This is a genomic window from candidate division TA06 bacterium B3_TA06 (assembly GCA_005223075.1).
Classification (GTDB): domain Bacteria; phylum Hydrothermota; class Tepidihabitantia; order B3-TA06; family B3-TA06; genus B3-TA06.
The window spans coordinates 207,460-220,634 of the sequence record NJBO01000001.1 but is presented as its reverse complement, the minus strand read 5'-3'; the positions used below and the strand labels follow the sequence as shown (position 1 = coordinate 220,634).

Genomic DNA, 13,175 nt, shown 5'->3' with positions numbered 1-13,175 from the left:
CTATCGAGATCTCAGAGACAGCGCTACGTGATCTGCTGTGTTAAGGTTCAAGCGCCGAACTGTCCGCTATCGTACCTTTTATCTTCGCCGAAACAGGGAGAAGCACTGACCAGCGGCCTTCGCTGTTGGGCGCAAGATAGAGAAGAAACTGAGCAGATGCACGCTCCACATTGCGACCTCGCTCCTTGGTGCGCGCCGTAATCTGAAAAACCTCAAGTTCATTCTCCTGGGAAAGCTCAGGCATCCGCTTGATCTCGGTAACGCTAATCTTGGGGGCCTTCTCAGCCAGAGTTTTGTATGTCTCAAGATCCGGCCTTGCCAGAAAAGGCATCTCCTCACCATTCGCGGTTCTGATCACAAGAGAACGGTCACACAGATACCCGTAAGCCTCATCTATATCCCCCCTGTCAAGCGCGGCGAAGTACCGGTTTACCACGGTGAGGGGATCGGCAGCCCTATCCTTACATCCTGCAAGTATAGATAACGATAAAGATGCCGCGACAATCAAGCAGAAGGCTCTCTTCATTCAGACCTCACAGTTTAAAGTGGTCTTCCGGTAGATCGGGGTTAAGCTTCAGGTCCCTGTAGATTGCCCGCTGCACCTTCTTTCCATTGGCGTCGAAGCCGTTGGTTTTTCGAATGAACCCTGTTTTTTTGTCCAGCCACCAGCGCTCCCTGGCGATGCCCAGATTCTTATCCACAGAAGCGGTTTTGAACTCGATCACCGCACAGGAGGCCCCTTCGAAGGTCTCCTCCCCGATCCATTTAAGGCTTCCGTTGGCCAGATACCAGTCGGCGTGCTCGAGCATCTTCTCAAAGGTTATCGAGTATATCTTTTCGCCGCGCAGGCTTTTTGCAATCTTGGCGTCCGGTGAAAGATACACAGGCAAGGCTATCCCGGCCCATCTAACCTGGATGCGGTCCTTGTTGGGGTCATAGAGCCCTGCCGAACCCTTCTTGTCTCCTTCTATCACCTCGATCTTCACCCATCCGGGTCGCTTGTAGCTGAGGTTGATGGTGGAGTTGCTGGTTTTGCCGTCCTTCTCCAGGTGGGAAACCAGGCGCACAGTGTATTGGTCCACTGACTTCCACGCGCTACGCATCTTTGCAAGCGCCTCTTGTGCTTGGCCGCCCCGAATCGTGGTCACCGAAAGAACAACGGCTGCGATAATCAGTTTTGTTGCTAACTTCTTCATCGGTTCTCCTTTTTGTTGTTTTAAGCGGCCTTATAATAATGAGATATAGGAAGATGTCAAGTAGGATAATAAAAGCTCATCCGGCTAGTTACGCCGCATCTTGAACAACTAGGAGATGGATATCTCTTCTGCGTGATCCTTAATAATTACAGCAGAGTTAGTGTTTCTTTTCCTTGACGGAACCCCTGGGTCAAGTAGAATTATTGATGCGCATACATCCTGAAGGCAGGGTCGAGTTCGAGGATTTCAGCGTGATGCTGGATCATGCCGGACGCAACGCCGAACCGATCGTGCTTTCACACGCCCACGCCGACCATGCGGTAAGAAAGGGAAGGATTATTACCTCTCCTGAAACCAAAAGGCTGCTTGAGGTCAGATACGGGGTAAAGACTGCCGAGAGCCTTGATTACGGCAAGCGAATGTCTTTGGGGAAGATGCATGTAACTCTCTACCCTTCTGGGCACATCCTGGGCTCTGCACAGGTACTCGTAGAAACCCCTCAAACCAGCTTGCTTTACTCAGGAGATATCAAGCTGCGAGCGGGCTACTCCTGCCGATCGATCGAGATTCCGCAGGCGGAGAACCTCATTGTTGAAGCGACCTTTGGTACCCATCTCTTCCAATGGCCCGCCCGGGAGAGAATCGAGAAGCAGATCTTTGACTTCATCGAAAAAAGCCTGATCGGTGGCCGTACCCCAGTGTTCATGGCCTACTCACTGGGCAAAAGCCAGGAACTTCTGGCATTACTTGCAAGAGAAAAGATCCCTGTGTGGGTTTCAAAGACGGTCTGGCAAATGTCTAAAGTTTACGAGGAGTTTGGGGTTGATCTGGGGAAGTACAGATTGTATGCCGATGAGGGGAATGTGCCCGGTGTACTGATAGTGCCACCACAGAAAGCGCGGTACGTGGAGGCGGACAATCCAAGATTCGCTACGGTCTCAGGTTGGGCATTGACAAGACGCTGGAATGATGGGTCAAGCCAGATACCGTTAAGCGACCATGCGGATTTCGGGGAACTCCTGCGGTACGTAGATAAGGTGAGGCCAAAAAAAGTCTGGACAACCCACGGCTACGCCCGTGAACTTGCAACCGCCCTGCGCCACCGGGGGTACGACGCCTGCCCGCTCACCGCGCGCCAATTTGCATTTTGAAATGAGCAAGTAGTAGCAATTACGGCAACACCCTGAGAGGGTGTTCACCACGTACCCACTAGGAGCTGCCGACTTCCAGCAGGCAAATCCCACCCAATCTTCCACCGAAGGAGAGCGACCGTAGGGAGCTCTAATCTTTAAATCTTGTAATCTTAGAATCCTCCTTGTTGCGCTTGACCTAATCCCAGGCGTCTCTATAATTCTACCATGTGTATAGGAATTCCTGCAAAGGTGATAGAGATTTCCGGAACCTCTGGTAAGGTGGACTATCAGGGGGTGAAGCGCGAGACATCTTTTCTCATGCTGCCCGATGTGAAGGTGGGTGACTACGTTATCCTTCACGCGGGCTTCGCAATAAAGAAGCTCTCGGAGGTAGATGCCAAGGAGACCTTGCGATTGATCCAGGAGATGGTGAGGGTCGAGAAAGAGCTTGATGGCTGAAAACCTAGAAGAAATCCTTAAACGCATAGAAGGCGACGCCGATCTAATACAAGGATTGTTAGCGGAACTTTGTGCACACATCAAGGAACCCCTGACGTTGATGGAGGTATGCGGCACGCACACCCACGCCATATCGAAAACAGGCATCAGAAGAGCACTTGCCGGAAAGGTAAGGCTCCTATCCGGCCCGGGCTGCCCGGTGTGCGTGACCTCGGATGCGGATATAGACCGGTTTATTGAGCTATCGCGGATGCCGGATGTGGTGGTAACCACCTTCGGCGACATGCTGCACGTGCCCGGATCAGAGAGCTCCCTTGCCAATGAGAGGGATCAGGGCAGGGACATAAGGATCGTTTACTCACCGCTTGACGCGCTTGCGATGGCCGAAAGGGAACCGGACAAGGAGTTCTGCTTCTTGGGCGTTGGCTTCGAGACCACCGCGCCTGCAATCCTTGCCACGGTGGCCGAGGCCAGGAGAAGAGGTATTAACAACTTCTCGATCTACGCCGCGTTCAAGCTGATACCACCCGCGCTGCGGATGATTGCCGCACACCCCGACCTGGCCATCGAAGGCCTCATACTGCCGGGCCACGTGAGCGCGGTGATAGGCTCAGAGCCTTACCGGTTCCTCGCAGATGAGTTCAAAAGACCCTGTGTGATTACGGGCTTCGAGGGCGCGGATATCCTTCAAGCGATCCTGATGATAGCCGATCAGATCAAGGAGGGCGAGCCCTGTCTTGAGATCCAATATAAGCGCGTTGTAACCAAAGAGGGAAACAAAGCAGCACTCAAGATTATGGAAGGGATGTGTGATGTAAAGGATTCGATGTGGAGAGGGCTGGGAACGATCCCTGAAAGTGAATTGAAATTGAAAGAGGCCTGGAAGGATTTTGATGCGGAGCACAAGCTCTCCTTGCCCCCTATGGAGTATAAGGAAACCGCAGATGCCAAGGGCTGTCGCTGCGGAGAGGTGCTTTTGGGAAAGATAATTCCGCCTGACTGTCCTTTGTTTGCTGAAGCCTGCACCACTTCAAATCCAATAGGGCCCTGTATGGTTTCAAGCGAGGGCGCGTGCTCGGCCTACTACAAATATGAAAGATAACGTAATAGGCTTGGCCCACGGCTCGGGCGGCAGGAAGACGGCAAGGCTCATACGCGAACTCTTCCTTACGTATCTGGGCAACCCCATTCTAGAACGGTTGGAGGACTCGGCAGAGCTGCCTTCAGACAGGGGGCGAATAGCATTAACAACCGACAGCCACGTAGTGTACCCCTTGTTCTTCCCTGGCGGGGATATCGGTAAGCTTGCCGTGTGCGGGACATTGAACGACCTCGCGGTGAAGGGAGCGCGGCCGCGCTTTATGACCGCGGGCTTCGTTCTGCGCGCAGGGATGAAGATAGAAGCGCTTGAGCGAATCGTGCAATCCATGGCCGAGGAGTTAAACAAAGCTGGAGTCCAGCTTATTGCCGGCGACACCAAGGTGATCGAGAAGGGCCAGGTTGACGACTGCTACATCACCACCACCGGATATGGAACATTGGAACATGACAAGACATTTGCGCCTGAACGAATCGAGCCGGGTGATGCTATTCTTGTTTCAGGCACCATCGGTGACCACGAGGCAGCGGTGCTTCTGGCGCGTGAGGATTTTGGGTTCGAGCACAAGATTGAATCCGACGTTGCAACCATCTGGCCTCTTGTAGAGAAATTAATCGAAACGGATATTGACGTTAAGGCGATGCGCGACCCGACAAGGGGTGGCCTGGCCACCACCCTGAACGAGATGGCGTCGGCCGCCGGATTGGGGATGATCATAAAGGAGCAAGATGTTCCTTTCAACCCGGCGGTCAAGGGCACAGCCGAGCTTTTGGGGCTTGATCCCTACTACCTGGCTTCCGAGGGGCGACTGATCGCCGTTGTCCGTAAGGATGATGCAGGACGGGCGCTTGAAGTTATGAGGGTCGAACAGTTGGGCAAGGAAGCCGCAGTGATAGGCGAGGTGCGGGAAAAGCCTGAGGGGCTGTGGCTTGAGACGCTTCTGGGCAGCGAGCGCCCGCTTCTTACCCTTGAAGGCGAGCAGCTGCCGCGTATCTGCTGATATTGATGCTCCTTTTCTCCTGCGAAGAAAAGATCGCAATCCTAGACAAGAAACTAACCTACAGGTCGTTTTTGATCCCTTTGCGTCAATCCCTTCCCCGATAGGAAAATTTCGTAGGGGCCGACTTTTAAGTCGGCCCGCCCTATGGATTGTCACGCTTTCCTCTGAAAAGGGATAAGCACACAGGCTGGAGAGCCTGTGCTACATTGCTCCTTTTACCCGAGGGGCAAAAGATCGCAGGAACTCACCTTGAGATACATTCCACCACAAAATCCGCGAAAGGCTCGGACTGGGTGACTTTGACCGTGCGTAGCCTGAGCTGCTCAAGTACGGCCAGGAACAGGATAAGCATGTCAAAGAGACTCGATTGCCGCTGGCGCATGGTGGCAAAGAATTCAAACTCCCCCTGTCTGGCAAGGGTTTCCATCAACCAATCGCCGGCCTCCTCGATGGTCCAGTCGTCACGGGTCAAAAGCATGGGCTGACGCGGACGCTCGCGCTCAAGAAGAACGCTGAAGGATTGCAGAAGCTCGGTGATCTTGCCCTCGCCTTCCGGCGTGATCTTCTGCCCCCTGGGATAGTGCCGCAGGTTATGCTCACGCCGCTCCTCGAGGAACGCCGCTGTCTCCCGATATCGGGCAAACTCGGCAAGGATACGCGAAAGTGTAACCGGCTCGAGAACCTCCTCTTCCTCCCACTGTATGCTCTCCCGCAAGAGCACCCGCATCTTCCAGCGCAAGAGTATAGAAGCCATGAGCAGGAAATCGGCAAGCTCGGAAAGATCCGCACCCATAGTCTGGACGTAGGCTATGAACTCATCCGCCAGCCGGGCAACCGGGATGCGAAGCACATCCAGCTTGTCCCGATGAACGAAGTAGAGAAGAAGATCAACCGGCCCTTCGTAGGCCTCAAGCGAAACGCGGTAAGGACTCAACGCAGATACTCGTAGACCGTGTGTTTCTGGCCGGCAATCTCAAGCTCGCCGAATTCGGCGGCCTTGGAGCCGGCAGGTAGATGTTTGAAAACACCATCTTCGATGAGGATCATCTTCGTTTTTTGCTCGAAGTTCGTGAGCGCCAACTGACACGCCCATACGAGGGGTTCCCCGAACACCGCCAGATCCACAAGAGGCACCTTGCCCAGGGTGCTTACAAAGGTCTCGCCGCTGGCAAGTCCGATACCCAGGCTAAACTCGCCTATGCCTTCGGTTACGTACCTGGCGTTAAAGTTGGTAAAGAAACGCCGTATCTCAAGGCTGGCATGACACGCCTGGGCGCAGCAATCCTTACCTGTGAAAAGAAACCTGTTGGAGTTGCCTGTAAATGACACCCTGATACCCTCATGTTTACGGGTGATCTCAAGAAGCGTGGACCGGAACTCCTCGAAGCTCGCAAGCGCCTCCTTTAGGCTCCTTTCCTTCTTTTGAAAATCCAGGTAGACAGCCATCACCACAGACTCGCGATTGACCCTCAGATAAGGTAAATTCATGAACCGCTCGATGTAAGCCTTCTCCTGGTTCGGGGGGAAGTATTGCCCGACCATCTGTTTGACATAGGTGCGACGCCTCCCCTCTGCATAGTGATAGATAAATGCGCCGATCACCACCGCAAGGATGGATGCAAAAAGTGGTGTAAAGAATGCGATTCTTGTTCCGTTTGCAGCCGAGACGGCCACTACGATATAGAAGATTGCAACAAGCACTGCAAAAGCGGGAAGTGTAAACTTGCGCCAGGGGATCATAATCGCAAACGCCCCCAACCCTGCAAGTAGCAAGGTTATGATGAAGGTCGCCACGATATTAGGCGGAGCCGCCTGCCTGCGCTGGATAAGGTTTGTCAAGAGATTCGCCACAAGAACCATCCTCGGCATGGCACCGTCTACAGGCGTGGGTACGCTCATTGCGTAGGGTTCGAAGGAGGAACCTATTATGACGACTTTATCGGCAAAGGTATCCGGTGCTACCTCTCCACCCAGAAGTGCCGATACCGAAACCCGTGTGAAATGCCCAAGGTTTGAGGTGTAGTGGATACGATAGGCGTAGCCTTCGGCGAGCCTGATCTCCTCTTTGCCCAGCGTGAGAACCCGACTGCGCGGTAGATCGATATCCTCGCGTCCCTCTACGGCCTGCAGCAGGGTCAATGAGAGCGAGGTGTAGAAATTCCCCTTGCACAAAGCGATAAGCGGGACCTTTCTGACCACTCCACCCTTGTCATAGATCACCTCCATGTAGCCCATGCCGTTAGAGGCAAGCAGCCACCTCATTGGAGGGGCAAGGAAATCCGCTTTATCCAAAATCCCTGTGTTAGCGCGAAGCGAGTCCTTACTGCGATTGGGGATCCGTTCGGAGAAGGGCAGTATCTCATTCGAGTAGCTCTCATCAAGCATCTTGAACCCAAAGTAGATATTGTTGTTGGATCGGATGGTGTGTATAAGCGCCTCGTCCCACTCCGCGTAGGCAAAGAGGCTGTCCAGTATCTCGCCGGTGCGGCCAGCAGGCAGACGGAACCATCTGGAAAGGGAATCCGCCTTGGCCCGGCGGAGTATGCCCTGCGCTTCAGGGGGAAATGAATACCCGCGAGAGAGGGGTAAGGTTACCCCTACCGCCTTTGCGTACGCCAGCTGCTCAAACACCTGGGGCAGCCATAAGTCCGGCCAGAACAGCCTATCGCCAAGCTCAGCCACGCTCGCCTCATCCAGATCAAGGAGCACGATGTCTGAGTTGGGACGAAGTGAGGTGCGCTCCAATTCATCGTGCATGGGCCTGTCTAAAGCCTCGAAGGGATTGCCAACCAATATCTGGATAACCAAAAGGATGAATGCCAAACCAAATCCTACAATCGCGGCATCTCGCAGCCTACGTAGATCTATCACAGCTCCTCCAGTTCATAATCTCTTTTTCCCAACCCTATCCGCTCACCGTGAGCAAGTTGAATCTCTGGATCAACCTCTTTATGGGCTGAGCCTATCTCTTCTTCCACCATATCCAGACACGCCTGATCAACTGCCACCGGATCACGCGAGGCAAGGATACCTACATCCTCATGGATAGGCTTCATCTTCTCCCCGTAACAGTCGCACTCCTTGGTAATGTTAACAAGGAAGTTGACGTAGAAAGCCTCTTTGCCCGAAAGTGCTGCAAGGGCATACTCGGCCATCTTCTGTGATGCGGACTCGGACGCCTCGTTCCACTGGATGCGGACCGCCCTGGCAGTGCACACCCCGATGCATCCGGCGCATCCGGTGCACTTAGCACGAACTATCACAAAATCCCCACCCTTGGTCTCGATAGCATCTGCGGGACAGCGCTTCTGGCACTCGCCGCAGCGAGTGCAGCGCTCGACATCTATCCAGGGCTTTGAAAGGCTGTGTATCTGGAGCTTTCCGCCCCTTGCAGCGCAGCCCATCGAGAAGTTCTTGATCGTGGCGCCGAAGCCTGAAAGCATGTGCCCCTTGAAGTGCGAGAGGCCCACAATACAGGGTATGTTGGGAACGAGTGATGCGATCTGCGCCTCGCGGATGTGCTTGCCTTTTACCGGAATGCGGGCCGAGCTCTCGCCTCGCATACCGTCTGCTATAAGAAAAGGCGCCCCAACCTTTTCCAGGGAGAATCCGTGTTTTGCTGCGAGATTAAGGTGATCCACCGTATTACCCCGCTGCCCGTAGTACAGGGTGTTGGTCTCAAAGAGGAACGGGCGCGCGCCTGCTTCCTTAAGGAAACGCACCCCGACGCGTGCAAAATCGGCAGGCACGAAGGTTGTGTTGCCATTCTCACCAACGTGAACCTTCATTCCACAAAACGCATCGTTGGAGAAGCCTCCATCTATCAGGCGACCCAGCAGCAAGGGGAGGCGCTCAAGAAGCTCAGACTTCTCCTCGCCCGGCAAAAACAAGACCTTCGATCTCATTGGAGTATGATAAGGAGAGCCTGCCTGCTGTCAAGATGCTATCACCCCGTGACTTTACTACGTAAACTCACGGGGACCCCGAATAAACACCCCAAGCGAATGCTTCGCCTTCGTATGGGGACCCCGGATAAACATCCTAGTCGCATTGACAGAGAAAGCACGACGGGTATGCTTGTCTGAAATGGTCAATAAGAGCTTCTGGAGCAAACGCCGACTCCTTGCGTTCTCAGGCATCGTTTTTGTGATCCTCGGAGCCTACAAGACCTTACAGCACCTTACCTTCAACACATACGCCTACGATCTGGGGATAAGGGCAAGCATCTGCTACAACATCGCGTTCCGTGGCAGGGTGTGGGATTCGCTGCACTCTTTTCACGGGTTCAGCGGCCATTTTCACCCCATAAGTTTCCTTCTTGCCGGTCTATACCGGCTCTGGCCGAACGCCTTGCTCCTGTGTCTCCTTCAGGCGCTTGCCGTTGCCCTGGGGCTTTTCTTCCTCATCAAGCTGCTTGAGGGTTGGGTGAAAGATTCCAGAAAACATCTGGTTATCATCGCCATCTTCCTTGCCAACCCCTTCCTTCACCATGTGCTTCGCTTCGACTTCCACCCCGAGGTATTCGCTATCCCGCTGGTCTTGGGGTTCTTTTATCTCTTTGAGACAGAAAGAGCTTGGTGGGCGCTACTCCCTGCGTTCGCCCTTTTGACCCTTAAGGAGGAGATGGGCCTCGTATTCCTGGCCCTGGGGATTTACGCCCTGGTTAAGCGAAAATGGATTCAAGGGACGTTGATGACGGCGATCGGAATCGCCTGGCTGCCATTCGTATTATTCATCGTGCTGCCTTGCTTCCGTGCACCCGGCCAGGGTGAGTTGATCTCTGCCCACTACGCGAGCCTGGGATCGAACGCCGCAGAGATTATTGGAAGCATCCTTCGCAGACCCTGGGTGCTTATTACCCAGACCTTTGGACAACCTGGAAAACTCTTGACAGTGGCTTTGCTTGCTGCATCCGTTGGGGCCCTCGCCCTTACAAGATGGGAGGCCGCACTTATCTTACCCTTGCTACTCGCCCACCTGCTCTCCGATGGTCCCCACCAGTCAAGCCTGACCTACCAGTACTCGGCAGGGATACTGCCTTTGCTGTTCTTCGCTTCGATAAAAGGAATAAGGAGGATAAAGCTGCCAGTCGCCTTGATACTGGTCGGACTGGCCGTCCCTGCTTTGATTTTGCGATTTCCCAACCCGTTTAAGCTGGGGATAAACCTGAATAGGAGTCTGCAAACTCACCGGTTGATTGAAAGGATTCCTGCCGATGCTTCCCTCTCCGTAAGCAACAACCTGGCTCCTCATCTTGTGAACCGTAAGGACGTCGTGCTTTATCCGCAGATCGAGAATGCGGATTACGTGCTGATTGATCTTGAAGGAAACATCTACCCTGCCGAGTGGGAGAGTCGGTATGAGGATGCCCGCAGGCTAACCACAGGCTACGATACACTGGCTGCACAGGACGGCCTGCTGCTCTTGAAACACGAGAGGCTAAAAGAATCCCCTCCAGATTAAAGAGGACCAGATAACCAGGATTTAACAGGTAAGCGGACTACTTCTCGCCTACCAGCTGGACGTGCAGGGTGCGCTCGCGGGGGCGGTTGTCGAAATCTAAGAAGACAACCTGCTGCCAGGTCCCGAGTATCAGCTTGCCCGAGCTGAAGGGAATTGAGGCAGACGCTCCGATAAGTGCGGAGCGCAGGTGGGAGAAGCCGTTGCCGTCACCCCACGCCGCATCGTGATGGTAGGATTTGTCTGAGGGCGTGATCTTCTCTAACACTTCGCAAAGATCCTTTAGCACCCCTGGCTCGTACTCGATGGTGGTTATCCCGCCTGTGGAACCGGCAAGGATCACGCAGCATATCCCCTCTTGTAATCCGCTTTCGGTAAGGATCCCTCGCAGCCTTGGTGTTATGTCATGAACGTCACAGAACCCCTTGGTGCTCAAGGAGATCTTATCTGAGAAAACCGCCATACTCTAACCCTCTCCTAAGAGTTTTGCCGCCTGAGGACTGAGTTCTCTATAGCCCAGCTCGAATGCACGCATGAACTCCGCCCGTGCCTTCTCGTTCTTGCCGAGTGCCAGAAGAACCTCGCCCTTGTGGTATATGACCGAGGCGTCGGTGGGATCGGCTGCAAGCGCACGTTCGAGATGGTCGAGCGCCTTCTCGGTCTCGCCCAGATAAAGCAGTGCTATCCCGAAGTCACGCCACTGCCACGCAGCGATCTTGCCCTTCTTCTCTTTGCTTAGAGATTCGTATGCCTGCACCGCTTCGGTATATCGTCCCAGCTCGAACGCGGAAGAAGCCATCACCTGGATAGCGGTAAGGTTGTGCTCATCTTTTTTGAGGACATTGCTCGCCCTTTCCATCGCTTCTTCAAGACGCCCCAGATAACTGAGCGCCTCGGCATAGTAAAGAAGCGCCTTTTGATCCGAGATCCCGAGCGCGTGAAGCTCTCCGAACTCGGCAGCAACCTTGTCGTACTCACCGTGTTCGTGATAGAAGTAAAGCTTTGATAAAAGCACCTGGGGATCAAGCACCAGCATCTGATCCACCCCTTTGAACCGTGCAATCTCCGCCCCTTTGCGCGCGATCTCAAGGGCGCGCGAGCGCTCAACTCCTTCAGTTGAGCTCGTGAATAGCACCGCACTGAAGGTCGCCCCCTCGCGCGCGGCGAAGTTGCGTTTGAGTTCTGCTACCTTTTCCTTGATAGGCTTGAGAGCAGAAGCAGAGGGAAGGAAACCCAGAAACTCGCTTGAGATGGTGCTTACGACATCACCTGGAACCGAGAGCTTCTCAAGCTCCGCGGCAAGACTGCTGTATAGTTCCTTAATGGTTGCCGAGCCCCTCTGCTCGCGGATCGTGGCCAGATTGTCGAAGAAGAAAAGAATCAGTATGAACCTCTCGCGCCTCAGGCTCTCCCTGAGCCTTGCGTCAAAGAGCGAACGCGTAGAAAGCCCGCTTGCCTTTCTACGATCACGTTTTCTGCGGTCGTCTGAGACTCGCCTGCCCCGCTCGGACGGTGGAACCCACTCCAGGAAGAACCCCGCGGCAGGGATAAAGGTATCGCCTCCGCGCCTTAAGGCAAACGAGACCTGGGGCTGGCACATGATCACCTCAAGCTCGCCAAGAGCCAGTCGTGGGAAGTAGCCGATGATCTTTTGCTGCGAACCGGGCTGAATGATAGGCTCCGAGCCGGTGAACTTGCGGTTGTCGTAGACCCGGAATACGTCTCCCACATCCACCCCCATATCCGAACCAAGGTCAAGGGTAACTATGCCTGTGCGCTCGTCGTAATCGAGAACGGTGCCGCCCTCTGCAAGGATGCGCTCGAAGGCCATCACCCGATCACGTCCCAGCTTCTTGGACACGTAGGTGGCCACATCGGCCCGCTCGTAGAGCTGGTCGAGTTCCCCTTCAAGGACATCATCCGGTACCCTGAGTATAACGGCGCTGTCCGCTGTAGCGACACCGATGCTTGCCGTCACCTGGGGTAAGGAAAGGGCCTTGAAATCGGGATTGGCCCGCCGGTAGCGATCCAGCTCATCTACGGTAGGGATCTTTGCTTTTCTTATAAACTTACACAACTGTTCTCCCAGGGATTGGGCCTCGTTCGCGGAAAGATAGGGAACCAGTGCCCCGAACTCCTCGCCACCCAGGCGGGCAAGCAGAACCTCTCCAGATTCGCTCTCGGCAAAGAAGGAGCGGACCTGCCTGGCGAAGGAGCGCAGCACCTCATCCCCAAAGCGATGCCCTAGGGTATCGTTAATCCCCTTGAAGTGGTCAAGATCAAGGTGGAAGAAGGAAAGCGAGGGGCTTCGCGGTTTGCGGCTAAGATCCCTGGGGGCGGAGGATTTAGCATCCTTCTTGATCCGATTAGCCATCTCAAGCATCTGGATTCTGAACGACTCCTTCTTCAAGAAACCTGTAAGGCCGTCCCGATCTCGCTCCTCTTGCAAGAGGAAATTACGCAAAAATAAGGTAAGCAATCCGGAGATCTTTCCAGGATCAAACCCAGGCTCATCCTTTGCAGAAATGGCGGCTATAAGCCTGCCTCCCGCGCCCTGAAGTCCCAGCAAAAGCTTGCCTTCGTGAATCTTTTGCGAGGCGTGGCCCAAAACCTCACTTAAGGCCTCCATGTTAACACCTCTATCGGCGAACTCAGAAACCTCATCGTTGAGTATGAAGCTAACCCCTACAAGCTTCGCGTCAAGATTCCGAAGCACGCGGTTAGTCTCCTTGCGGAACTCCTCAAGTGAACGACTCACGACACAGTCTATCCTAACTCAAGCTCGCTGTCAAGTAAACAAACTACCATCAGACTGCCCAGGGGCTGGC

The 13,175-nt window shown here is 54.2% G+C and carries 12 protein-coding genes; 5 read left to right on the top strand and 7 right to left on the bottom strand.

Going from position 1 to position 13,175, the window contains the following annotated elements; translation table 11 throughout:
• Window positions 1–40 precede the first annotated feature (40 nt).
• Entirely contained in the window at window positions 41–526 is a 486-nt protein-coding gene (locus CEE36_01070; protein ID TKJ44363.1) for a hypothetical protein, read from the bottom strand.
• 7 nt (window positions 527–533) lie between these two features.
• On the bottom strand, window positions 534–1,196 hold the full coding sequence (locus CEE36_01065) for a hypothetical protein (GenBank protein TKJ44362.1): 663 nt from the start codon (window positions 1,194–1,196) through the stop codon (window positions 534–536).
• Window positions 1,197–1,402: 206 nt separating this feature from the next.
• On the opposite strand from CEE36_01065, the gene CEE36_01060 reads away from it, so the two are divergent.
• The 4 genes from CEE36_01060 (at window position 1,403) to hypE (ending at window position 4,887) form a co-directional block, all read left to right on the top strand.
• Window positions 1,403–2,347 (top strand): hypothetical protein, encoded by a 945-nt coding sequence (locus CEE36_01060; GenBank protein TKJ44361.1) that lies wholly within the window; start codon window positions 1,403–1,405, stop codon window positions 2,345–2,347.
• A gap of 207 nt (window positions 2,348–2,554) precedes the next feature.
• Window positions 2,555–2,788 carry a hydrogenase assembly protein HypC gene (locus tag CEE36_01055; GenBank protein ID TKJ44360.1) on the top strand — a complete coding sequence of 78 codons (234 nt, stop codon included), beginning with the start codon at window positions 2,555–2,557 and terminating at the stop codon, window positions 2,786–2,788.
• Complete coding sequence (locus CEE36_01050) at window positions 2,781–3,890, top strand: hydrogenase formation protein HypD (GenBank protein ID TKJ44359.1); 1,110 nt, start codon at window positions 2,781–2,783, stop codon at window positions 3,888–3,890. The genes CEE36_01055 and CEE36_01050 overlap by 8 nt, the downstream gene beginning before the upstream one ends.
• Complete coding sequence (hypE, locus tag CEE36_01045) at window positions 3,880–4,887, top strand: hydrogenase expression/formation protein HypE (GenBank protein TKJ44358.1); 1,008 nt, start codon at window positions 3,880–3,882, stop codon at window positions 4,885–4,887. The genes CEE36_01050 and hypE overlap by 11 nt, the downstream gene beginning before the upstream one ends.
• A gap of 244 nt (window positions 4,888–5,131) precedes the next feature.
• On the opposite strand, the gene CEE36_01040 is transcribed toward hypE, so the two are convergent.
• Genes CEE36_01040 through CEE36_01030 form a run of 3 tightly spaced genes read right to left on the bottom strand, consistent with a single transcriptional unit; the run spans window position 5,132 to window position 8,792 of the window.
• Complete coding sequence (locus tag CEE36_01040; GenBank protein TKJ44357.1) at window positions 5,132–5,821, bottom strand: hypothetical protein; 690 nt, start codon at window positions 5,819–5,821, stop codon at window positions 5,132–5,134.
• Complete coding sequence (locus CEE36_01035) at window positions 5,818–7,758, bottom strand: hypothetical protein (protein TKJ44356.1); 1,941 nt, start codon at window positions 7,756–7,758, stop codon at window positions 5,818–5,820. The genes CEE36_01040 and CEE36_01035 overlap by 4 nt, the downstream gene beginning before the upstream one ends.
• Window positions 7,755–8,792, bottom strand: coding sequence for a 4Fe-4S ferredoxin (locus CEE36_01030; GenBank protein TKJ44355.1), 1,038 nt, complete (start codon window positions 8,790–8,792; stop codon window positions 7,755–7,757). Before CEE36_01030 ends, CEE36_01035 begins: the two co-directional genes overlap by 4 nt.
• A gap of 181 nt (window positions 8,793–8,973) precedes the next feature.
• Here CEE36_01030 and CEE36_01025 point away from each other — a divergent pair, with 181 nt between their 5' ends.
• Complete coding sequence (locus CEE36_01025; GenBank protein ID TKJ44354.1) at window positions 8,974–10,350, top strand: hypothetical protein; 1,377 nt, start codon at window positions 8,974–8,976, stop codon at window positions 10,348–10,350.
• Between the two features lie 37 nt (window positions 10,351–10,387).
• Here CEE36_01025 and CEE36_01020 read toward each other — a convergent pair whose 3' ends face one another.
• Window positions 10,388–10,810: a secondary thiamine-phosphate synthase enzyme gene (locus CEE36_01020; GenBank protein ID TKJ44353.1), complete on the bottom strand. Its 423-nt coding sequence runs from the start codon at window positions 10,808–10,810 to the stop codon at window positions 10,388–10,390.
• Window positions 10,811–10,813: 3 nt separating this feature from the next.
• Entirely contained in the window at window positions 10,814–13,105 is a 2,292-nt protein-coding gene (locus tag CEE36_01015) for a hypothetical protein (protein ID TKJ44352.1), read from the bottom strand.
• Window positions 13,106–13,175 lie beyond the last annotated feature (70 nt).